Origin of the sequence: Streptomyces sp. NPDC059679, from assembly GCF_042734105.1 — a bacterium.
Taxonomy (GTDB): domain Bacteria; phylum Actinomycetota; class Actinomycetes; order Streptomycetales; family Streptomycetaceae; genus Streptomyces.
In genome coordinates this window covers 123,143-145,952 of the sequence record NZ_JBHWES010000005.1, presented here as the reverse complement: position 1 = coordinate 145,952, position 22,810 = coordinate 123,143, and the positions used below count along the sequence as shown (strand labels likewise).

At 71.7% G+C, this 22,810-nt stretch carries 13 protein-coding genes; 10 read left to right on the top strand and 3 right to left on the bottom strand.

Annotated features, from left to right (window positions below; translation table 11 throughout):
- The first annotated feature begins 50 nt into the window (after nucleotides 1–50).
- From ACFV2X_RS08610 to ACFV2X_RS08590, 5 genes are all read left to right on the top strand, one after another.
- Nucleotides 51–1,280, top strand: a complete 1,230-nt coding sequence (locus tag ACFV2X_RS08610; RefSeq protein ID WP_385613182.1) for a CaiB/BaiF CoA transferase family protein — start codon at nucleotides 51–53, stop codon at nucleotides 1,278–1,280.
- Nucleotides 1,270–2,196, top strand: a complete 927-nt coding sequence (locus ACFV2X_RS08605; protein WP_385613180.1) for an HpcH/HpaI aldolase/citrate lyase family protein — start codon at nucleotides 1,270–1,272, stop codon at nucleotides 2,194–2,196. Before ACFV2X_RS08610 ends, ACFV2X_RS08605 begins: the two co-directional genes overlap by 11 nt.
- 125 nt (nucleotides 2,197–2,321) lie before the next feature.
- A complete protein-coding gene (locus ACFV2X_RS08600) occupies nucleotides 2,322–3,134 on the top strand; it encodes an SGNH/GDSL hydrolase family protein (RefSeq protein WP_385613177.1) in 813 nt (270 codons plus the stop codon).
- Nucleotides 3,134–4,132, top strand: coding sequence for a glycoside hydrolase family 5 protein (locus ACFV2X_RS08595; RefSeq protein ID WP_385613174.1), 999 nt, complete (start codon nucleotides 3,134–3,136; stop codon nucleotides 4,130–4,132). Before ACFV2X_RS08600 ends, ACFV2X_RS08595 begins: the two co-directional genes overlap by 1 nt.
- 71 nt (nucleotides 4,133–4,203) lie before the next feature.
- Nucleotides 4,204–6,021, top strand: coding sequence for a glycoside hydrolase family 9 protein (locus ACFV2X_RS08590; protein ID WP_385613172.1), 1,818 nt, complete (start codon nucleotides 4,204–4,206; stop codon nucleotides 6,019–6,021).
- Between the two features lie 47 nt (nucleotides 6,022–6,068).
- Here the strand turns inward: ACFV2X_RS08590 and ACFV2X_RS08585 are convergent, their stop codons facing one another.
- Nucleotides 6,069–10,772 (bottom strand): putative T7SS-secreted protein, encoded by a 4,704-nt coding sequence (locus ACFV2X_RS08585; RefSeq protein ID WP_385613169.1) that lies wholly within the window; start codon nucleotides 10,770–10,772, stop codon nucleotides 6,069–6,071.
- Between the two features lie 211 nt (nucleotides 10,773–10,983).
- Nucleotides 10,984–11,472 carry a glutathione peroxidase gene (locus ACFV2X_RS08580; RefSeq protein WP_385613167.1) on the bottom strand — a complete coding sequence of 163 codons (489 nt, stop codon included), beginning with the start codon at nucleotides 11,470–11,472 and terminating at the stop codon, nucleotides 10,984–10,986.
- A 122-nt stretch (nucleotides 11,473–11,594) separates the two neighbouring features.
- Here ACFV2X_RS08580 and ACFV2X_RS08575 point away from each other — a divergent pair, with 122 nt between their 5' ends.
- The 5 genes from ACFV2X_RS08575 to fxsT all read left to right on the top strand — a co-directional run bounded on the left by ACFV2X_RS08575 (nucleotide 11,595) and on the right by fxsT (nucleotide 20,667).
- Complete coding sequence (locus ACFV2X_RS08575) at nucleotides 11,595–12,140, top strand: hypothetical protein (protein ID WP_385613164.1); 546 nt, start codon at nucleotides 11,595–11,597, stop codon at nucleotides 12,138–12,140.
- Nucleotides 12,141–12,192: 52 nt separating this feature from the next.
- Nucleotides 12,193–13,335 (top strand): hypothetical protein, encoded by a 1,143-nt coding sequence (locus ACFV2X_RS08570; protein WP_385613162.1) that lies wholly within the window; start codon nucleotides 12,193–12,195, stop codon nucleotides 13,333–13,335.
- 281 nt (nucleotides 13,336–13,616) lie between these two features.
- Nucleotides 13,617–15,035, top strand: coding sequence for a hypothetical protein (locus ACFV2X_RS08565; RefSeq protein ID WP_385613159.1), 1,419 nt, complete (start codon nucleotides 13,617–13,619; stop codon nucleotides 15,033–15,035).
- On the top strand, nucleotides 15,032–16,237 hold the full coding sequence (locus ACFV2X_RS08560; protein ID WP_385613157.1) for an AAA family ATPase: 1,206 nt from the start codon (nucleotides 15,032–15,034) through the stop codon (nucleotides 16,235–16,237). The genes ACFV2X_RS08565 and ACFV2X_RS08560 overlap by 4 nt, the downstream gene beginning before the upstream one ends.
- Complete coding sequence (fxsT, locus tag ACFV2X_RS08555) at nucleotides 16,234–20,667, top strand: FxSxx-COOH system tetratricopeptide repeat protein (protein WP_385613155.1); 4,434 nt, start codon at nucleotides 16,234–16,236, stop codon at nucleotides 20,665–20,667. The genes ACFV2X_RS08560 and fxsT overlap by 4 nt, the downstream gene beginning before the upstream one ends.
- Before the next feature lie 16 nt (nucleotides 20,668–20,683).
- On the opposite strand, the gene ACFV2X_RS08550 is transcribed toward fxsT, so the two are convergent.
- A complete protein-coding gene (locus tag ACFV2X_RS08550) occupies nucleotides 20,684–22,501 on the bottom strand; it encodes an HEXXH motif domain-containing protein (protein WP_385613153.1) in 1,818 nt (605 codons plus the stop codon).
- Between the last annotated feature and the right edge of the window lie 309 nt (nucleotides 22,502–22,810).

Sequence of the window (22,810 nt, the reverse complement as noted above, 5' to 3'; positions counted from 1 at the left end):
GCCCGTTCATTGCTGGACCTGCATATGGCCGACCCCGCAGCCTGAGCCGTATGGACCGTATGGACAACGACAGCCGCGCGCCCCAGGGACAGCAGGGACAGCTGACCGGCTTGAAGGTGGTGGAGTTCGCCCACGTCGTGGCGGGCCCCCTCGCCGGGGCGATGCTCGCCGACCAAGGGGCCGATGTGGTGCATGTGGAGCCCCCGGGAACGGGCGACGCGGCCCGCGCCATGGGGCCCCGGCGCGACGGTGTGCCGCTGTGGTTCAAGGTCGCGGGCCGCAACAAGCGCTCCGTCACCCTGGATCTGCACCACGAGGAGGGGCGGCGGATCGCCCATGACCTCATCGCCTGGGCCGATGTGGTGATCGTGACCCTGCGCGCGGGGCGGCTGCGCGCCTGGGGGTTGGACTGGGAGGCCGTGCACGCGGTCAACCCCCGGGCGATCCTGCTGCAGATCTCCGGCTTCGGCGCGACCTCCTCACGGGCCGACGCCCCCGGGTTCGGCAAGATGGGCGAGGCCCGCAGCGGGGTGGTGCATCTGACCGGATTCCCGGACGGGCCGCCCGTGCACACCGGGTTCTCGCACGGGGACGCGGTCACCGGCCTGATGGGCGCGTTCGCGATCCTGGCCGCGCTGCACCGCCGCGACACCGATCCGCACTTCGACGGCGAGTGGATCGACCTGGCCCTCTTCGAGCCGCTGTTCCGGCTGGTGGAGTGGCAGATCATCGCGTACGACCAGCTCGGCGCGGCCCCGGAGCGGGCCGGCAACCAGCTGGCCGTCGCGCCCGCCGCCGTCATCAACACCTACCGCAGCGGCGACGGCGACTGGCTGACGGTCACCTCGGCGACCACCCGCTCGGTGCTCAATGTGGTGCGGCTGCTGGGCCTGGACGAGGCGGAGTACGCGACCGTGGAGGCGCAGCACGCCGGGCGGGAGCGGCTGGATCACGCGCTGCGCGCGTGGGTGGCGGCGCGCCCGGCGGACGAGTGCCTGGCGGCCTTCGAACGCGCCGAGGTGGTGGCCTCCCGGGTGTTCAGCGCGGCGGACATCGTCGCCGACCCGGTCTACGCCGAGCGCGAGGACGTCGTCACCGTCGACGATCCGGACCTCGGCCCGGTCCGGATGCAGGCCGCGCTGCCGCACTTCCGCCGCAACCCCGGCGCGGTGTGGCGCACCGGCCCGGCGCTGGGCGCGGACAACGGCCTGGTGTACGGGCAGTGGCTGGGCATCGACGGGGAGCGGCTGGCGAAGCTGGAGGGCCAGGGTGTCATCTGACCACTCCATCGACCACGACCGGGACTCGGACCGCGAGCCGCTGCGCTCGCTGCTCTTCGTACCGGGCAGCCGCACCGGCTGGCTGCCCAAGGCCGAGGCGGCCGGCGCCGACGCGGCGATCCTCGACCTGGAGGACGCGGTGCCGCAGGGCGCGAAGGGGGCGGCGCGGGAGGCGGTGGCCGAGGCCGTCGAGCGGGCGGCGCGGACACCGGGGCCGATGCGGCTGCTCGTACGGATCAACCCTCTGGATCACGGGTCGGGTTGGGCGGGGGCCGAGGACCTGCGTGCGGTGGCCCGCCCGGGGCTGTACGGGGTGGTGCTGCCGAAGGTTCGCTGCGCCGACGACGTACGGATCGCCGACCGGCTGCTGGCCTGGTGCGAACGCGAGACGGGCCTGCCGGAGGGGCGGATCGCGCTGGTGCCACTGCTGGAGACGGCGCGCGGGCTGCGCGAGGCGTACGACATCGGGCGGGCCGCCGGCCGGGTGGCGCACCTGGGCGCGCTGACCCCCCCGGGCGGGGACGTGGAGCGCGCGGTCGGCTACCGCTGGAGCCCGGGCGGCGAGGAGACCCATCCACTGCGCGCCCGGGTGCTGCTGGACGCGCGCGCCGCGGGCAGCCCGCATCCGGTGGCCGGGCTGTGGGCGGATGTCGCGGACCTCGCGGGGCTGCGGCGTTTCGCTGAGCAGAACCGGGCGCTGGGGTACGAGGGGATGACGGTGATCCACCCGTCCCATGTGGCGGTGGTCAACGAGGTGTTCTCACCGGACGCCGAGGAGCTGGCGCGGTGCGAGCGGCTGGTGGCGGCGGTGACTGCGGCCCAGGCACGGGGCGAGGGCGCGGTGTTGTTCGAGGGGCGGATGGTGGACGAGGCGATGGCGGAGACGGCGCGCCGCACCCTGGCCCGGGGGATCTGACGACTCTGACCGGCCGTCACCGGCCGGTCACTCTCATCCGCCCAGCCTCTTGACGCACCTCAGCAACGTGGTTACACACGATTGGGAGCGCTCCCATACCCCCACCGAGCCGAGGAGGAACGGCCGTGCGGAGAACGAGGCTTCTGAGAACACTCCTGGCCATCCCGGCGCTGACCCTGGCCCTGACCGCGCTGCGGCCCGTAGGCCCCGCACCGGACACCGCGACCGCCGCACCGGACACCGTGGCTACCGCTTCGGACACCGCGGCCGCCGCGACCGCCGCGCCGGTGCGCATCATGCCGCTGGGTGACTCGATCACCGGCTCGCCCGGATGCTGGCGGGCGGTGCTGTGGAACAAGCTGCAGAGCACCGGCTACACCTCCGTCGACTTCGTCGGAACGCTCGGCCCGCAGGGCTGCGGGGTGCCGTACGACGGCGACAACGAGGGCCACGGCGGCTTCCTGGCGACGGCCGTGGCCCAGCAGAACCAGTTGCCCGGCTGGCTCTCCGCCACGCATCCGGACATCGTTGTCATGCACTTCGGCACCAATGACGTCTGGAGCAATATCGCCCCCGACCGGATCCTGGCCGCCCACAGCACGCTCGTGGACCAGATGCGCCAGAGCAACCCGAACATGAAGGTCCTCGTGGCGCAGATCCTCCCCATGAACCCCGGCTCATGTCCGGAGTGCGCCGCCCGGGTGACGGCGCTCAACGCCCAGATCCCCGGATGGGCGGCCACCAAGAGCACATCGCGCTCCCCCGTGATAGCGGTGGACCAGTGGAGCGGTTTCTCCACGGCCACCGACACCTACGACGGGGTGCACCCCAACGCCACGGGCGACAACAAGATAGCCGCGCGCTGGTACCCCGCGCTCACCAAGCTGCTGACCCCTGGTCTGACGGACCGGGCCCCGAGCACCCCCAGGAGTCGATGATGCGCAGCCCCACCCGCGCCGGCACCGCACTCGGCGCCATCGCCGCCGTCCTGATGTCCGTCCTGGCCCTCGCTCCGCCCGCCCACGCGGCCACCGGATTACATGTCAGCAACGGCCGCCTGGTCGAGGGCAACGGCAGCGACTTCGTGATGCGCGGCGTCAACCACGCCCACACCTGGTACGCGACCAGGACCACCAAGGCCCTGTCCGACATCAAGGCCCTGAAGGCCAACACGGTGCGCGTGGTGCTGAGCACCGGGGACCGCTGGACGAAGAACGACACGGCCGATGTGGCGAACGTCGTCGCGCAGTGCAAGCAGAACCGGCTCATCTGTGTGCTGGAGGCCCATGACACCACGGGCTACGGCGAACAGAGCGGAGCGGTCACCCTCGCCCGCGCCGCCGACTACTGGATCGGTGTCCGCTCCGCCCTGGCCGGTCAGGAGAACTACGTCGTCGTCAACCTCGGCAACGAGCCGTACGGCAACAACAACGCCGCCGCCTGGACCACGGACGCCAAGGCCGCCATCGCGAAGTTGCGCGGCGCCGGGATCCACAACGCGCTGATGGCCGACGCCCCCAACTGGGGCCAGGACTGGACCTTCACCATGCGCGACAACGCGGCCTCGGTGCTGGCCGCCGACCCGGACCGCAACACGGTCTTCTCCATCCACATGTACGGCGTGTTCGACACCGCGGCCGAGGTCAAGGACTATCTGACCCGCTTCGTCAACGCCAAACTGCCCATCGTCGTCGGCGAGTTCGGCCATAACCACTCCGACGGCAACCCGGACGAGGACGCGATCATGGCAACCGCGCAGTCGCTCGGGCTCGGCTGTCTGGGCTGGTCCTGGAGCGGCAACAGCGGCGGGGTCGAATACCTCGACATGACCACCAACTTCGATCCGGCCGCCCTCACCAGCTGGGGCCAGCGGATCTTCAAGGGTGCCAACGGCATCGGCGCCACGGCCAAGGAAGCCACGGTCTTCCGCTCCTGACCCTCACGCCCAAAACACCTCCGCCCGACACCCGCGCCGGCCGGATACCGGCCGCGACAGAAAGGTCCGCCATGCCCGCTCGCCCCCGTCCGCGCGGCGCCCGCGGCGCCGCCGCTCTGCTGGCCGGCGCGCTGCTGCTGATCGCCGCTCCGGCCACCTCGGCCACCTCGGCCACCCCAGCCGCCGCGGCAGCGCCCTCCGCCGTCCAGGTCAACCAGCTGGGATATCTGCCCTCCGGCCCCAAGCGCGCCACCGTCGTCACCACCGCCACCACCGCCCTGTCCTGGCAGCTGCGGGACGCCACGGGCGCGGTGGCCGCCTCCGGCACCACCACCGTGCACGGCGCCGACACCGCTTCGGGCGACGCCACGCACCTGGTCGACTTCTCCTCGTACCAGGGCACGGGCACCGGTTACACGCTCACCGTGGACGGCCGGGCGAGCCATCCCTTCGACATCCGCGCGGATCTGTACGACGGGCTGCGCTCGGACGCGATGTCCTTCTTCTACCAGCAGCGCAGCGGCATCCCGATCCAGGCGTCGCTGGCGGGGGCGTCATACGCCCGGCCCGCAGGACACCTGGGTATCGCGCCGAACAAGGGGGACACGAGCGTCCCGTGCCAGACCGGGGTGTGCGACTACTCCCGGGATGTCCGCGGCGGTTGGTACGACGCCGGTGACCAGGGCAAGTACGTGGTCAACGGCGGCATCGCGGTATGGCAGACGGTGAACTCCTTCGAGCGCGCCAAGCGCTCGGGGCACGCGTCGGCGCTCGGGGACGCCACGCTGCGGGTGCCCGAGCGCGGCAACCGCGTCCCCGATGTGCTGGACGAGGCCCGCTGGGAGCTGGAGTTCCTGATGCGGATGCAGATCCCGGAGGGCAAGCCGCGGGCGGGCATGGCCTTCCACAAGATCCATGACGCGCAGTGGACCGGTCTGCCCACCCGGCCCGAGCAGGACTCCCAGCCGCGCGAGCTGCACGCCCCGTCGACCGCGGCCACACTCAACCTGGCGGCGGTGGCGGCCCAGTGTGCCCGGGTGTTCGCACCGTACGACAAGACCTTCGCCGCCCGCTGTCTGGCCTCCGCCCGCCGCGCCTGGACCGCGGCGAAGGCCAACCCGAACGTGCTGGCCCCGGATTCGGACGGCACCGGTGGCGGGGCGTACGGGGACACGCGGGTCGACGACGAGTTCTACTGGGCGGCGGCCGAGCTGTACGCGACCACCGGGGAGAGCCCGTACCGGGACGCGGTCATCTCCTCGCCCTTCCACACCTCGGCCGACGCCTTCACCCCGCTCGGCTTCGCCTGGCCCGACACCGCGGCACTCGGCCGGATCACCCTGGCCACCGTCCCGAACGGCCTGGCCGCCGACGACCGGGCGCGCGTCCGCGCCTCGGTTGTCTCGGCCGCCGACGGCTATCTGGGCGCCATGTCCCGCCAGGGCTACGCGGTGCCGCTGCCGGAGGACGGCTATGTGTGGGGCTCCAACGGCCAGGTGGGCAACAACGCGACCGTCATCGCCGTCGCGTACGAGCTCACCGGCCACCGGCGCTACCGCGACGGGGCGCTGGAGACGCTGGACTATCTGCTCGGCCGCAACGCGCTCGGCCAGTCCTATGTGTCCGGCTACGGCGAGCAGGCGTCCCACAACCAGCACCACCGCTTCTGGGCCCACCAAGCGGACGCCTCGCTGCCCAACCCGCCCGCCGGGTCGCTCGCGGGCGGTCCGGACTCGGCCCTTCAGGACCCGGTGGCGCAGGAGAAGCTGCCGGGGTGTGCGGCGGCCAAGTGCTACATCGACGACATCGGCTCGTACTCGACCAACGAGGTGGCGATCAACTGGAACGCCCCGCTGGCCTGGCTGGTCGCGTTCGCCGCGGAGCGCTGAGCGGGGCTGAGGGCCCGGCGCCCGAGCGGGGGCCCGAGGGCCCCCGCTCACCATATTTCGGACCGGCACGCCGCCCAGTGCACGTTGCCCATGTTCGGGTGCAGCAGCTCCGAGAGCCTGGTCTCCTGCGTCACCGTCACCGGATTGCCCATGATCGTCAGATCGTCGGTGGGCGGATGGAGCGAGTAATTCCAGACCCGCCCACCCGGTTCGACGATCCATTTCGGGACCACCGGCTCAGTGCCGAGCTCGACGCGGTTGGCCACTGGATCCTTGAGAATCTCGCTGTGGGGGCAGTACATGTGGAGTCTCGTCCCCTTCGGGACCGTGATCTGGGCCCCTTCGCCCAGATCGAGGTAGTTCAGACTGATGTTGCCGTGGCCGCTGAAGACGAGCTCGCCGTCCGGCCGCCCTCCCGGCCGCGTGCCGGGCGTACACGGGCAGAGCCCCAGCGGGTCGACCCAGGCGTGCGGGTTCGCCACATACGCGACGGGGTTGGGCGCGGCGGCCAGACCGAGCGGGTCGGGGCTGGTGTAGCGGGCGGTCTCGGGGTCGTAGTAGCGGAACCGGTTGTAGTGGAGTCCGGTTTCCGGGTCGTGGTACTGGCCGGGGAAGCGCAGTGGCGTATGCGCCTCCCCGGCCGCCCCGGGGCCGGTCGCGCCCCACAGGGTGGCGTGGTGGCGCGCGACGATGTCGCCGTTCTCGTCGAGGAGTTCGCGGGGCGTGCCCACCAGGTCGGTGACGATGGCGAAGAATCTTCGGTCGATCTCCCGACGCCCCATGTCGTCGGTGACGCGCTCGGTCTGTGCGACCGGGCGGAGCCCGTCATGGTCCCAGGTGAGGGTGGTCGGCTCGGGCCGGGCCTGCCCGGTGGTGGTCTGCTCGACGAGTGTGGAGCCGTCCCAGACGAAGTCCACGCGCTCGACGACGGTTTCGCCGTCGGCGGCGAGCCGCTGTTTGGCGGTGCGCCGGCCCAGCGGGTCGTAGAGATAGCGCCAGACGGTGCCGTCGGGGGTGGTGACGGAGGTCAGCCGGTCCTCCGCGTCCCATGTGTAGCGCCAGGTGTCCGGCTTGCGCGACAGCCTGTTGCGCTGCCGCAAGGTGATCCGGCCCGCCGCGTCGTACTCGTACCGGACACGTCCCGCGCGGGTGACACGCGTGCCGGTGTACGTGCGGGGGCCGGTGGCATCGGAGTGCGAGGCGAACGGCGCGGGCCAGGAGGCGTAGGTCTGGTTGCCCGTCTCGTCGTACGCGTAGCTCTCGCCCCGCCCGCCGGCCACGCGCACGGCCGTGACCCGGCCCGCCGGGTCGAGTTCGAAGCCGCGGGCGCCGCGCAGCTGGTCAGCGACTCCGGTCAGATGGCCGTCGGCGCGATAGGTGTACTCCCGGTGCTGCACGGTGGCGGCCTCTTCGGCGGGCCGGGGGTGGCTGGTGAGGACCTGCTCGGCCAGCCGGCCGGCCGGGTCCCAGACCTGTGTGAGCGTGGCGGCGCGGTCGATGCGGCGGGTGGTCTCGCGGCCGGACTCGTCGTACGCGGAGGCGATGGTGTGGCCGCCGGCCTTGAGCGTGGTGCGGTGGCCGGCGGCGTCGTACGCGAAGGAGGACAGCGCGCCGGAGGGGGTGACGCGCCGGACGGGCCGGCCGAGCGCGTCGTAGGTGTGCGCCAGGACCCGTCCGCCGGACAGCTCCGACTTGACCCGGCCCATCAGGTCGCGGTGGAAGGCGAGTTGCGCGTCCGGGCCCTCGGCCGACGCCGGCCGGCCCGCCGGGTCCCAGCCGAAGGTGGTGACCCGGCCGTCGGCCACCTTGCGCACGATCCGGCCCATGGGGTCCCAGGTGAAGTCGACCGTCTGGCCGAGGGCGTTGGTGCGTGAGACGAGCCGGCCGGCGGCGTCGTACCGGTAGGTGGACGTACGGCCGTCGAAGTCGGTCTCGCTCACCGGGCGGCCCGCCGGGTCGTACTCGTAGGTCCAGGTGAGGCCCTGCGGGTCGGTCACCCGGGTGAGGCGCAGCCGGGTGTCGTAGGCGTACTCGACGCGGGCGCCGTCGGGCCCGGTGCGGGCGGCCATCAGGTCGAAGTGGGTGTACTCGTACGAGGTGGCCCGGCCCAGGGCATCGGTGTGCGCGACGCAGTTGCCCTCGCCGTCGTAACGCCAGCTCTGCCGGGCGCCGCCCGGGTCGGTGTGCGCGGCGAGCCTGCCCTCGACCGTCCACTCCAGGCGGGTGGTGGCGCCGAGCGGGTCGGTGACGGTGGTCGGGCGGCCGAAGGCGTCGCGGTGGTAGGTGGTGGTCGCGCCCAGCGGGTCGATGATCTCCAGCGGCAGCCCGGCCGGGTCGCAGCGGACCCGGGTGGTCCCGCCCAGGGCGTCGATCACCGAAGTCACGGCGCCGCGCTCGTCGTAGCTGTACCGGGTGGTGTGGCCTGCGGGGTCCGTGGTGGCGGTGCGGTTTCCGCGCTCGTCGTAGGTGTGGCGCCACACCGTCCCGTCGGCATCGGTGATCTCCACCGGCAGCCCCAGCCGGTTCCGGGCGATGGTGCGGGTGTGACCGTCCGGTGTGGTCAGCCGGGCCAGGCGGCCGGCCTCGTCGTAGGCGTAACGGGTAGTGTGCCCGAGCGCGTCGGTGTGGGCCAGCGGGCGGCCGTGGCGGTCGTGCCCCGTGCGGACGGTGTTGCCGAGCGGGTCGGTGACGGCGACGATCCGGCAGCGGTCGTCGACCAGATAGCGGGTGGTGTGCCCCTCGGGGGTGCGGACCGCGGTGACGCGGTGGCCGGTGTCCGGGTCGACACCGTCGTAGTCGATGACGAGTGACACATGGCCTTCGGTGCCGCCCTCGGAGATGACGCGGTCACGCTCGTCGTAGACGTACTCGTAGCGTCGGCGGTTGGTGTCCACCCAGGCGATGACCCGGTGGTCGCTGTCGTACTCGAAGCGCAGCGGGAGGCCGCTGGAGCCGGTGACCTCGGTCAGATCGCCGTCGGTGTAACCGTAGCGGACCAGTTCGGTCTCGCCCAGGCGCAGGGCGGTGATCCGGCCGCCCTCGGTGGCGAACGTCAGGTGGTAACCGCCGTCGTGGACGATGCCGGTGGGGGTGCCGTCGGTGTCGTAGGTGAAGGTGAGGCGGTGACCGTTGCGGTCGGAGATCTCGGTCAGCGGCGCCTCGCCGTCCGCGCCGGGCGGCACGCCCTCGGGTCCTGCGTAGCGCCGGACGTGGCCGGTGTCCGGGTCGGTGACGGTGTAGTCGCCACCGGGGGCGCGCTCCAGTGGCCACCGCGGGCCCAGTCCGGGCAGCGTCGGCACACCGGGGGCGGGGTGCGGATAGGACAGCAGCAGTCCATCGGCGCCGACGAGGACGACGCCCCGGTCAAGGATCTCCAGGCGCTGATCGGCCGTGCTCGACCACGAGGGGCCGAACCACCTCCCGGCGCGGTAGCCGGACTCGGCCCTGCGCTGGAACACCAGCGGCAGCAGGCCCGGCAGGGACACATCGGTCTGCGGCAGGTACATCTTCCCGGTGGCCAGGTCCACCGGGTCGGTGTAGCCGTGAGTCTTGGCGTGGTCGGGGACGCTGTGCGCTGCGGCGCCGTCCTTCTTGAGCTGTGCGTGGCCGCCGGACTTCCACTTCCAGCTGCTGGGTTTCCAGCCCCTGCTCGGCACCCGTTCGGCGATCCTGGCGAGGTCCTTGCCGGCGGTGGCGAGCGATCGCACACCCCCGAGACCCTTGGTGCCGACCAGTTCGGGCACCAGTCTCCCCAGGCCCTCCGCGGGGTCCTTCTCGAAGGAGTCCCACATGGCCTTGAGCGCCGTGTTCGGGTCGTTCGCCATCCGGAGCAGACCGGCGGCGGTGTCATTGAGGCGGGTGGCGTATTCGGCGGGGTGGGTGAGGTTGTAGGGGTCCAGGGGGTCCAGGGAGCGGACGAAGTTCACAAGGCCCGCCGTGCCCTTGACCACGCCGCCGACGAAGTGGCTCCCGTCCAGCCGCAGCCCGTCCACCCCGTCCGCCGCCCGCCGGAGGTACGAGGGTTTACGCGGGGCCTTGTCGCGCGCCGTTGCCACCGCCCGCTGAGCGGTGAGGTGTGCCGTGTCCCGCTGCCGCCGCGCCTCGCCGAGGATGTCCTTGGCCGCCTCGATATCGGCGCTGCCGGGGCCGTGACCGGCGGACGGCTGGGCTTGGTCGGCAGACGTCTCGACGTGCTGGGCATCGCGGGCCGCCTCGGACGCCTTCCTGCCCCTGCGGTAGGTGCGGACGGCGTCGTCCGCCTGCTTCTGGGCCCACTCCACCGTCTCGGCGAACTCGCGCAGCGCCGCGGCCGCCTTTCCGCAGGCATCGGCCGCGACGTACCACTTCTTCGGCTCGGCGGACACCTGCCGGGTGAAGGCCGCGACGGACCGTCCCTTCAAGGTGTCGAGGGCGTCGGGGCCGACGCCTTGGAGCCCCTTGCCGACGTCGTTGAAGGCGTTCTCGAAGGTGGTCAGGTGGTCGGCCGTGGCCCGCAGCTTGTCGGGGCTGCCGTGGACGAGTTGCTTGGGGTCCTCGGTCTGGTCAAGACCCATCTCCTCGACGTCCGCGCCCAGCGCGTTCGCGGCCGAGTCGGACGTGCGCCGGAGCCAGTCGGCGCCGCCGGACCAGCCCATGTCGTCCAGCCGGTCGGCGGTGAAGTCGCCCGCCCCGTCGATGGCCTCGCCGACGTTCTCGACCTGGTCATCGACGAAGCGCTGCACCGGATCAGGTATGAAATCCCCGAGTCCCACCGCGTGTACCCCCGTACGTGTGCTGGTGCCGCGATGAGCCTACTTGCGCCACGGGCCACCGAGAACGCGCAGGCCACGGGTTTGAGCAGGTTCTGAGGAAGCACATACGCGGCCGACCCGCGAGGGTGGGTTTCCTCGCGGGCCGGTGAGGGGTCGTTCGCCCGTGAGGGGGCGTTCGCCCGGTGTGCGGTGGTTGCCCGGCCTCCGGGGCTCAGCGGGGCAGCTGCGCCTCGATCGCCGCGACGACCTCCGCCGCCTCCGGCTCGGTGCGCGGCCGGAACCTGGCCACGACCTCACCGCCCGGCGAGACCAGGAACTTCTCGAAGTTCCACTGGACGTCGCCCGCCTCGCCCGCCTCGTCCTCGGTCTTCGTCAGCTCGGCGTACAGCGGATGCCGCCCCTCGCCGTTGACCTCGATCTTCTCCATCAGCGGGAAGGAGACCCCGTACGTGGTCGAGCAGAACGTCTGGATCTCCTCGCTGCTCCCGGGCTCCTGACCGGCGAACTGGTTGCAGGGGAAGCCCAGCACGGTGAAGCCGCGCTCCGCGTAGCGCTGCTGCAGCCGCTCCAGGCCCTCGTACTGCGGGGTCAGCCCGCACTTGGAGGCCACGTTGACCAGCAGCAGCGCCGTGTCCTGGTGCGCGCCGAGGGTGGTGGGCTCGCCGGAGAGGGTGTGCAGGGGAATGTCGTACAGACTCATCGGTGCAACTCGCCTTCGTCGTTCCGTCGGTGCATGGCAAATCTATGCGCTGCCGTCGGCCGTCTGCGGTTACGCTCGGTGGTCCGGGGCATCAGGGCGCGAGAGCTCGTCGAGGGGGATGTGTGTCACGGGACGAGGAAGCCGTCGTCGGCAGGCTGCTCATCGTGGAATACGAGCAGGTGAAGGAGGAACAGCGGGCACGTATCGGGTTCCGGGACAATCTGCTCTACGCGACGCTCGCCTCCATGGCGGCCATCATCACCTTCTCGCTGCAAGGCGGCGGCCGGCCCGAACTGCTTCTGCTGCTGCCCCCGGCCTCGGTGCTGCTGGGCTGGACCTATCTGGTCAACGACGAAAAGATCTCGGCCATCGGCCGCTATATACGCCAGGACCTCGACCCGCGGCTGGCCACGCTGGCCCCCGACCGGACGCGGGTCTTCGGCTGGGAAACGGCCCACCGCGACGACCGCCGCCGGATCTCCCGAAAGCGGCTGCAACTCGCCGCCGACCTGCTGCTCTTCGCCGTGGCGCCGATCGCCGCCCTGATCGTCTACTGGACCAGCGGCCCGGCCAAGGCACCGCTCGTCGCGATCTCGGTGGCCGAAACCCTGCTGATCGCGGTGTTGACGGTGCAAATCGTGCTGTACGCGGATCTGCACCGGCCCTGACACCACCTGACACCATGGGACCGCTTGGACATGCGCGACCTAGGGGGACAAGGTGTGGTCTGACGGGGACGGGGGTCCGGAGGGCGGCGCGCGGGCGGAGGCGGTCATCCTCACCGCGCTCGAGGTGGAGTACCGGGCCGTACGGGCGCATCTGGAGGAGCTGCGCACCGTGGCGGCCGAGCGGGGATCCCTGTTCGAGGTGGGCGTCTTCCGCGAGGCCGGCCGCCCCGGCACCTCGGTCGCGATCCATATGACGGGCCCGGGGAACCCGGGCGCCGCGGCCCTGGTGGAGCGGGCCTCGGCGCTCTTCGCCCCGCGGACCCTGCTGTTCGTCGGGGTGGCGGGCGGCCGCAAGGACGTGGGTCTGGGGGATGTGGTGGCCGCGGAGGCGGTGTACGACTACGAGACCGGCAAGGACACCGAGGATGCCTTTCTGCCCCGCCAGAAGACCCATCAGTCGACGTACGACCTGGTCCAGCTGGCCAGGATGGTCGCGGTCGACGACAAGTGGCAGCGCGCAATCCGGCCCGCCGGGGGCGACGCCGCGCCGCGCCCGAGGGCCCATGTCAAGCCCATCGCGGCGGGCGGCCGGGTGGTGGCGCACCAGCGCTCGGAGGTCGGCCGCCGGCTCACGGCGGGCGCGGGCGACGCGGTGGCGGTGGACATGGAGGGCTTCGGCTTCCTGGCGGGCGCGTATGTCAACCGGCAGGTCGACGCCCTGGTGATCCGCGGCATCTCCGATCTGCTCGCCGACAAGGACGAGGCGCACGACGAGCACTGGCAGCCCGTGGCCTCCCGGCACGCGGCGGCGTTCGCCTTCGAACTCCTCCGCCGACTGCCCACGGTCGCCACGAGGCCGACCACCGCGAAGCCGACCACCGTGACCACCACGCCACGCCCCGCCGCCCCCCGCAAGCTGAGGATCCGCGAACTGGGCGAGCTGACCGACCTGTTGCTCGCCGTCCCCGGGCTGTCCTCCCCGGCCAGCTGGCAGCAGCTGCTGGACGAACTGCCGGGCGTCGGCACACAGGTGGCCAGGCAGTCGGCGAGCCGGGCCGAGGCCCTGGCCCTGCTGCGCACCTGTGAGGCGTATGGTGCGTGGGACGACCTGGCGGACGTCCTTGAGGTCATCGCGCCGGACGCCCCGGCCACCGCGGAGCTGATCGCGCGCCTGTCTCAGATCGGCCTCAGGTGACCGTCTGGCAGCCCCGGCGAGGTGCCACGGTACCGGGCGCCACGCTGTGACGGGCGCGACTCCGGCGCCTCACGGGGTGTCAGATGAAGAGTTCCGGGCATACAAGTTGGTCCGGAGTCCGGGCCGGGCGGGGACCGCCTGTGGCAGGGTCTCCGGCATAGATCACCGGCGGCGGGGACCGGTGATGGGGGCGCGGGAGGTCATGCATGGCGGCCACGGGGGAAGGCGGCCTGAAATCGGTCAACCATCTCGTCACGGCGCTGAGGGAGTTCAGGTGTCTGATGGATCCGGACTCTCGTGCGCTGTGTCTGGAACTGGTCGCCAGGGAGCTGGACGCGGCTCTGCCCGTCCGCAACCACCGGGTGGCCGACTACTTCTTAGTGGAGCTGGCCAAGGAATGTCTGGACAACGAGCGCGCCATGTGGGCGCTGCGCGAGTCCCTGGCGATCCTGGCGCCGTCTGACGCGACCGCCATGGATCAACTCGACTCGGTGATGGAGCAGATGACAGCCCGTCCGGCGCTGCCCCCGGACGCCACCGAGCGGCTGTGCTCGCTGCTGGAGGGGCTTGAGGTCGCGCATCTGGCGCGGCTGTGCCGGGGCGCGGCGGGGCCGCTGCAGGACGTACCGCCGGTCACCGGCCCGTGGCACGCCTTCGAGACCCTGAGCCGGATGAACGCGCGGCCGGACGGCCTGCCGCCGGGCCTGGCCCTGGTGGAGTACCTGGCCGCCTCCGCCCGGCCGCTGGAGCTGGCCGACCGCCTGCGGAGCTGGGCGGACGAGCGGGCGCGCGGGCTGTCGCTGACCTCGCAGCTGAGGTCGCTGCGGCAGCAGGTGGGACACGCCGCCCCCGCCGAGTCGATCGACGCCTATCTGGTGATCCAGCTGCTGCCGCAGGACGAGCCCGGCCGGTACGAGCTCTCCTCGTGGCACGCCTACGACCCGACAGGCTGGTATCCGGTCCGCGGCCCGGCCAGCAACGTCACGGCCGCCACGGCCGAGCGCGCCGTACAGGACCTGGTGCACGAGGCCGTGGTGGAGTGGGAGGACGCCCGCAGTATCCACCTGGAGTTCGTCCTGAGCGCCGAGGACCTCCATCTGCCGGTGCATATGTGGCGCGATGAGCTGGACAGCGACTTCGCCACCCCGCTGTGCTCAAGTTACCCGGTGGTCGTACGGAGCCTGGAGCGCAGCCAGAAGAGGCACTGGTACCGCCCTTGGAAGAAGCGCTGGCAGACCTTCAGCTCCCAGCCGGAGCGGTCCCGGCAGCTCGTCGTCGACGGGCCGGATCAGGACAGTCCGCACTCCGGTGACCCGAGCGCCCTGATGGCCCGGCTCAACGCCGACCAGCATGTGTTCGCCCTGGTGCTGAACGCGCCGCCGGGCGTGAGCCAGGAGGGAAACCGGCAGGCCTCCGCGGCATGGCGGGCGGGCGTCCCCGTCGTCATTTGGGATCGGCGCCATCCGCGAGACCCGCACCTGGTCCATCAGTTGAGACAAAAACCCGTCGAGGCCAACGGGGACCTGGCACGGCTCCGCGAAGCCGTGACAGAGTTGCGGTTGGAGGCCCAAGGGATTGGATCCGCGGAGCGGGAACAGCACCTTGGTCAACATGTCATGCTCGTTTGGGACGACCCGACCCGTCCCGTAGGGACGCAAGGGCGAGTGGCGGGGCCGGACGAGGGGGTGGGCAGTCGATGACCGACGCAGGGCCTACGAAGCGGCAGAACGGTCACGCAGGCGGTGATCCGGGCGCTACGTCCCGCGTCGGCCCGACGTCATCGGGCATCCCCCGCCCATGGTGGATCTATCAGGGCACCGGACGTCCCTTGCACGACGTCAGCCTGGAAGAGATCCTTCCGCCGCCCCCACCGTGGCGCACCTTCGACGGCGTCTCCGCGGGCCCCGCCGACGGCATCGAGGCCGAGGAACGGGCGTCCACGAGCGAGCTGTTAGAGAACGGAGAAGGCGAGGCGCCCACCGAGCCGCCCGCGCCGCCCGAGGACGAGCAGGACGCCGCCCGGCGGCTCGGCGCCGCTCCCCTGGGGATGCGGTCGGACCCGGAAGAGGCGGATGTCGTCAACGCGGCGCTGATTTTGCGCCGTCCCCTTCTGGTCACGGGCCGCCCGGGGACGGGCAAGTCCACGCTGGCGTACCGCATCAGCAGGGAGCTGGGGCTCGGCCGCGTACTGCGCTGGCCGATCACCACCCGCGCCACCTTGCGGTCGGGCCTGTACGAGTACGACGCGGTCGGCCGGGTTCACGCCGCGGCGGCCGGGCAGGCGGCGGACCAGGATCACCCCGAGCCCGGGCCTGAGGACATCGGGGGCTTTCTCCAACTCGGCCCGCTGGGCACGGCGATGCTGCCGCACCGGCTGCCCCGCGTCCTGCTCATCGACGAATTCGACAAAAGCGATATCGATCTGCCCAATGACCTCCTCGACATTTTCGAGGCCGGCGAATACGCCATTCCCGAACTGGTGCGAATCCGCAGCCGCAGCCCCGCCGTCCGGGTGCTCACCGACGACCCCGACCGTAGCGCCGTCATCGCCTCCGGCCGGGTGCGCTGCCGCGCCTTCCCCATCGTCGTCATCACCAGCAACGACGAGCGGGAATTCCCGCCCGCTTTTCTCCGCCGCTGTCTGCAACTGCGGCTGCCCGACCCGGACGCCGACCGGCTCGCCGCGATCGTGGCCGCACACCTGGGCCGGGCGGACGATCCGCGCGCCCTGGAACTCATCCAGATGTTCCTTGAACGCAGCCGCCTCGAAGGCGGGCTGGCGGCCGACCAGTTGCTCAACGCGGTGTATCTGGTGACGTCTCAGGCCCATCGTCCGGGTCCCGAGTGGGAGGAGCTACTGCACGCCGTCTGGCACCGGCTGGATGCAGCAGGACCGACATGACACAGGACCCAGGCGGCAGGTCCTCTGAGCACCGTCGGCCGGACCTCGACTGGCAGCAGCTCGCCGACGCGTTATGGCTCGCGATCTGCAGCGCGGAGACCGATCACGAGGCCGGCCGCCCCGCCCCAGCCCCGCCCTCGGCCGCGCCCCCCGCGCAGGATCCGGCCCGCGCTCTGGACCCGCCGCAGAGTTCGCCGACCGGCGGTGAGGACGAGGAGCGGGAGCCCGAGGGCGACCTGGTCCTGTCCGCACCGCGTCCCGTGGAGCTCGTCGGCGTCCCGGCCCCGTCCGGCGAGACCCCGGGGCAGGCGATCGCCGCCGATATCGTCACCCCCGTCCCCCGGCTCGCCCCCGTCTCACCACCGACAGCCGAGCGCGCCCTGTCCCGAGCGCTCCGGCCGCTGCGTCGCACCGCGCCCTCGCCGGTCGAGGTCGAGATCGACGAGGAGACCACGGCCGAGCGGGCGGCGCGCGACGGGCTGTGGCTGCCCAGTTGCGTGCCGGTGCGGGAGCGCTGGATGGACGTGGTCCTGGTCGTGGACAGCAGCAGCTCCATGGTGGTGTGGCGGCAGACGATCAGCCAGTTGGTGACCGTCCTCGAGCGCACCGGCGCGTTCCGTACGGTCCGCGTGCAGCGGATCAACTTCGACCATCCGCTCCCCGCGGACCCGGCGGGCCACCACGACGGGGCAGCCCCGAGACAGGGCAGACAGGGCGGACGGGACGGCGGGCGCTCGCCGGTGGACGGCATCGCGCCCCGCGGCAGGCGGACCGTGCTGGTTCTGACCGACGGCATCGGCGCGGCGTGGGGTGACGAGACGGGCAAGCTGGCACTGGCGCGCTGGGCGCGGTACGCCACGGTCGCCGTCCTGCACACGTTGAATCAAAGCCGCTGGCATCACACGGGGCTGATGCCCGAGCGCGTGCGGGTGCGCGTGCCGGAGCCGGGCGCGCCCAACGCCACCTGGCAGAGCGCCGACGGCACCCCCTGGCCCAGAGGCGAGCCGCCGGTCCCGGTGCTGGAGCTCGAAGCACGATGGCTGCACCGCTGGGCGCAGCTGGTGACCCGGCCGTCCACGCGCGGCCGCCACACGCTCGCGCTGCTGCCGGGGGTACCGGCCGAGCGCTGGGAGCGGGAGCCGGAACCCACCGCCCGGGACCGCGTCTTCCGCTTCCGCGCCACCGCGTCGCCGAGCGCCTTCAAGCTGGCCTCCCGGCTGGCGGCGGCGCCGCTGAACATTCCGGTGATGGAGTTCGTCCAGGGCATGCACGAGCCGCAGGGCAGCCCCGGCGATCTCGCCGAGATCCTGCTGGGCGGACTGCTGCGCAAGGTCGGCGCGACCGACCCGATGGACGAGACCGGGGTCGGCTACGAATTCCACCAGGGGGTACGGGAGTTACTGCTGTCCGCCGGGATGCGCGACGAGTCGCTGTACATCCTGCGCAGCGTCCTGGACCGGCTCGGCCGCCGCTGGAAACCCCTGCACGTACTGCGGGACGCGCTCAACCACCCCTCGGAGGCGCTGCCCGACCTTCCCGAGACCGAGCGGCTGCTGCCCTACATGCGCGTACAGGAACAGGTCTACCAGGCGCTCTCCGGTCCCTACCTGGAGGGCGCGCGGACGTTCCACGCGCGCGTGCTTGCGCACCAGGCGCTCGGCCGGTCGGGGGAACACCGACACAATCCAGTTGAAGACCCACCGAATGGGGAAAATCACCCCAATGGGGGAAGCTCGACCCCCGAGGCGGTTGCCGTGACTGACTCCTTTTCGTCCCGATCCAAGTCGTCCTCCGCAAAGGACGAATCACCCCCGTCGGCGCACGGCACGCCGGGCGCGGCGGGTGAGCACCAGAGAGGAAGTTTTGTGCCCGTGACCGCTGCCCGGTCCCTGCCCGCCGTGGAGGAGCGCCGCGCCGGGGATCCCCCGGCCATCTGGGGGAACGTCCCGCCCCGGAACAACAACTTCACCGGGCGACAAGCGTTGCTCGACACCTTGCACGAGCGTCTGAGCAGCGAGGGCACGGCCGCCGTGCTCCCCGAGGCCCTGCACGGGCTCGGCGGCGTGGGCAAGTCGCAGATCGCCCTGGAGTACGTGCACCAGCACGCCTCCGACTACGACGCGGTGTGGTGGATCCCGGCCGAGCGCCCGGAGCAGATCCGCCAGGCGCTGGTGCAGCTGGCGGACCGGCTGGGGCTGCAGGTCGGCCTGGAGTCGAATGTGGCCGTGCCCAGCGTGCTGGAGGCGCTGCGCACCGGCCGCCCCTGCCGCGACTGGCTCCTGGTCTTCGACAACGCGGAAGAACTGGATACGGTACGGCCCTTCTTCCCCAACGGCGGCCCCGGCCGCATCCTGGTGACCTCCCGCAACGCCCAGTGGTCCCGGGCCGCCCGCACGGTCGAGGTGGATGTCTTCGACCGTGCGGAGAGCATCGAGCTGCTGCGGCGCCGAGGCCCGGAGCTACCGGACGAGCAGGCCGGCCGGGTGGCCGAGGCGCTGGGCGATCTGCCGCTGGCGATCGAGCAGGCGGCCGCATGGCTGACCGAGACGGGTATGCCGGTCGACGAGTATCTGCACGTCTTCGAGGACGAGCGGGCGGATGTCAGCACCCGGCGCGCCGAGTTGCTGGCCCAAGGTGTCCCGGTCGACTATCCCGAACCGGTCGCGGCGGCCTGGAACATGTCCCTGAGGCGGCTCGCGGAGCATCATCCCGGAGCCCTGCAACTGCTGCAGGTGTGCTCCTTCTTCGCGCCGGAGCCGATCTCGCGGCGGCTGTTCTCCGGGGTCCGGGGAGTCTCCCTCTCCCCCGAACTCTCAGAAGTGCTTCAGGACCCGATCAAGCTCGGTCATGCGATCCGCGAGATCAATCGCTATGCGCTGATCAAAATCAATCACCGGAACAACACCATCGAAATGCACCGACTGGTGCAGGCGGTGCTGATGGGCCAGATGTCCCCACAGCAGCAGGCGGATATGCGGCACAGCGCCCACGTTCTGCTCGCTTATGGCGACCCCAACGACGTAGCCCCCACCAACTGGCCGCGCTATGCCGACCTCTTGTCGCACGTCCGCGCCTCACGCGCGATGGAGTGCGACGACAAATGGGTGCGGCAGATGGTGCGCAACCTGATCAGTTTCCTGTTCGCCTGGGGGGATCACCAAGGTGCCCGCGAGTTCGGCACGCAGGTGGTGGAGACCTGGCGCCAGTCGCTGGGCGAGGACAGCTTGGAGACGCTGACCGCGTCCCGGACTCTCGGCCACGCGCTGACCGCGCTCGGCCACTATGAGGAGGCCCGACAGCTCAACGACCGGGTCCTGGAGTTGCTGCGCGCCCATCCACAAGCGGGCGAGAACCACGAGGACACCATCGCGACCATGGGCGCGGTCGCCAACAGCGCCCGGCTCCAGGGGGATTACGCCAGATCCGTCGAGTTGGAGAACGACCGATGGACCAGGGCCCTGCGCGTCTTCGGCGAGGAGGACCCGTACACGCTGGCCGCCGCGAACGACTATGGTCTGGCGCTCCGCGCCGTCGGCGACTTCGTGCTCGCCCAGGAGATCCACCAGTCCGCGCGCGACACGGCGGCCATCGTCCTCGGGGAGGACTCCCTGACCGCGATCCTGCTCGCCACCCACCTCTCCAGCGATGCCCGCGGCAAGGGCCAGTACCACGCCGCCCGCGCCATGCAGGAGGAGACCTTCACTCTCGCGCTGCGCAGCGTGCCGCCGAACGCACCCGTGTTCGTGGCCGCGATGCGCACCCTGGCCGTGGCCCGTCGCAAGGCGGGCGATCACGAGGGAGCGATCGAGCTGACCCGGCAGGCCCTGGACAGCTACCGGCTGCGCTATATCGAGCCCAACCTGGACATCACCACGGCGGAGATGAACCTCTCCATGGATCTGCGGCAGAACGCCGATCTGGCCGGCGCCCGGGACCTCGGGCGAAAGTCCCTGGAGGATCTGCGGGTCATCCTCGGCCCCCGGCATCCCTACACCTCGAGCGCGGCGACCAACCTGGCCGTCACGCTCCGGCTGCTGGGCGAGACCGACGAGGCGCTGGCGCTCAACAGAGAGACACTGCCGGTCTTCGTCGAGACGCTCGGGGCCGACCACCCCTCGACCCTCACCTGCGCCATCAACCTGGCCAGCGATCTCTACACGCTGGCGGACTACGAAGAGGCGCACAGCCTGGACACCGACAGTCTTGCCGCCTGCCGGGAGCGGCTGGGCGAGGACCACCCCACCACGCTGGCCTGTGCGGTCAATCTGTCGGCGGACCTGCGCGCCCTGGGTGAGAGCCGGTCGGCGGAGGAGCTGCACAACGACGCCCTGGAGCGGTTCCGACGGGTGCTGGGCGCCCAGCACCCGGCCACCATCGCGGCGGCCCGTGGCATCCGCGCGGACTGCGACCTGGAGGCGTACACGTTCTGACGCGACGCCCCGGCGTTCAGCGGCGGGTCCCGATCCAGTGGGCGAGAGCCACCGGGTCGGGGCCGCCGTAGACCGGGGCGCGCAGTGCCCGGTGCACCGCGAGCACGACTTCCGGGCAGTCCACCAGCGCCTCCCTGGCTGGGCCAGGGGGCATGGCCAGGGCCAGCCCCGACCATGCCGGGAGATCGTCGGGGCGCTCGGCCAGACGATCGCGGTAGCCGCGCAGCGCGGCCGCCGTGTCCCCGGCGGCCCAGTCGAGGTCGGCCCGGGGCGGGGCGTCCGCACCGTCGAAGGGGCGCTCCTCCGGCTTCTCCCGCAGCAGGGCGAAGCCGTCCGGGTCGCGCAGGCGCAGCCGGATCAGGGCCGGGCGCGCCGACACCACCGTCCGGGAGGCGCACAGCACGGTCGGGGGAAGGGTGTCCGGTGCGGACCGGCCCAGCCGCCATGCCTGCGCCCACTGCCCGGTCCGGCCGGGGTCCACAGACAGATGATGCAGGCGGTAGAGCAGCCGGTGATCGAGGTTGAGGTCTTCGGCGGCGCGCAGCGGAACCTCCGGCACAGGCTCAGTGAGCCACGCGGCCAGCCGGTCCTCGATCCCCCGCAGAAATCGGTCGCCCAGGGCGGTGAGCTCCGCGTGGGTGCGTAGCGTCCGGAGCCCGTGCGAGGTCTGCGCACGCCGCAGCGCGAACTCGAAGTCCGCGCTCGGCGTGGTCTCGTCCAGTACGGCAAGCCGGTGGGCCTGCCAGAAAGCCGTGACGCCCAAGAACGCGTACACGCCGTGCAGCAGGCCGCGCAGCGGGCGGGGATCCACGCGCCAGGGCGCGTAGTGGATCTCCTCCATGCCTCCATGCAGCAGGGGCACCAGGTCCAACAGCGCGCCGAGTTTGACGTGCTGGGCTTCGTGGATCAACGATGCGGCGAGGGTGGCCGAATCGGTCGGAGGATTGAGCAGCACGCAGCCGTAGGCCTCGGGCGACGATGCGCTGAAAGGTTCCGTCCGCGCGGGGTATCGCACGGGGACGACGGAGATCAGACAGTCGGCCACACCGGCCGGATCCACATTGCTCTGCCCGGCTACGAGCGCCCAGGCGCTGTCGAAGTCTTCCTGCCACCCCCGGGCCTCCGGTTCGCTCAGCCGCGCGGGTCCGGCGGGGCGCAGAAAGTCCCGGTAAGGATCTACGTCATCCAGGTAGGGCGAGCAGGGGTGGACGGGGTGCCGGCCGTGGAGCCGTCTCAGGGGGTGCCAGCCCTTGGCGTCCCGGGTGAGGTCGGAAGGCAGCGGCACCGTGTGCGGGCCGGCCCGCAAGGCTCGGCCGCCCGAGCCGTCGGCGACGATCTCGGCAACGGGAGAGTCACAGCCCGCCAGGTCGACGAAGCCCAGTGCCGGCAGCATCACCCCGCCGTCGCGGACTCCGACCACGATCCGGAAGTCGATCCCCGCGAGGAGGGCCGCCGAGGCGGCCACGCTATGCAGATAGCCGGTTTCCAGCCACAGCGGGACCTCGTCGGCCTCCGTCCCGGCTTCCTCCGCGACACCGCGCAGCCTGCGCAGACAGCGGCTGAGCCAGGCGCCGACCTGGGGGTGCAGCAGCAGGTGCGCCACGCTCGGCGGGCTGCGCCGCTCGGCCTCTATCAGCAGCTCCCACGCCACCCGCGGCGCGGGCAGCGGCCCTGGGATCCGAGGGTGGGAGGAGGCGAGGTCGGTCAACGCGCGTAGCAGAAGCATGAGACGGCTGCGCTGGCCCGCCCGTAACTCGGCGATCGCGGACACTCCCCCACCGCCGTGCGCCAACTCCTTGAAGCACACGGTGGACAGTCGGTGGTGGCGGCTCATCGGGGGCGCGGCGGGCGGGCGGCTGCGGTGCGGGGTCGGGAGAGGGGAGGGAGGGCCAGCTGAATAGTCCGCCGGCATGGCCGCCTTTCTTGGTGGGGTGAATGCTGTCGTTCCACGCCGGGATTCCATCAACAGCCGGCTCCCGACGAAGCCGCGTTCGCGAGTGTCGGCGGGCACTGTACGAGATCGAGCAACCGCTGGGTCGCGACAGTGAACTCCTCACTGTCGCCCAGTTCTTCGAGCGTTGTTCCCGAGAGGTCCACCAACTCCGTCTCGACCCCCGTGGCCGCTCGCTCCATGACATCGTCC

What these genes read in the sequence shown, in the direction of transcription:
- ACFV2X_RS08610 (WP_385613182.1), top strand. Translation starts at nt 51, where the DNA reads ATGGACCGTATGGACAACGACAGCCGCGCGCCCCAGGGACAGCAGGGA.
- ACFV2X_RS08595 (WP_385613174.1), top strand. Translation starts at nt 3,134, where the DNA reads ATGCGCAGCCCCACCCGCGCCGGCACCGCACTCGGCGCCATCGCCGCC.
- ACFV2X_RS08590 (WP_385613172.1), top strand. Translation starts at nt 4,204, where the DNA reads ATGCCCGCTCGCCCCCGTCCGCGCGGCGCCCGCGGCGCCGCCGCTCTG.
- ACFV2X_RS08580 (WP_385613167.1), bottom strand. Translation starts at nt 11,472, where the DNA reads ATGAGTCTGTACGACATTCCCCTGCACACCCTCTCCGGCGAGCCCACC.
- ACFV2X_RS08565 (WP_385613159.1), top strand. Translation starts at nt 13,617, where the DNA reads ATGGATCCGGACTCTCGTGCGCTGTGTCTGGAACTGGTCGCCAGGGAG.
- ACFV2X_RS08560 (WP_385613157.1), top strand. Translation starts at nt 15,032, where the DNA reads ATGACCGACGCAGGGCCTACGAAGCGGCAGAACGGTCACGCAGGCGGT.
- fxsT (WP_385613155.1), top strand. Translation starts at nt 16,234, where the DNA reads ATGACACAGGACCCAGGCGGCAGGTCCTCTGAGCACCGTCGGCCGGAC.
- ACFV2X_RS08550 (WP_385613153.1), bottom strand. Translation starts at nt 22,501, where the DNA reads ATGAGCCGCCACCACCGACTGTCCACCGTGTGCTTCAAGGAGTTGGCG.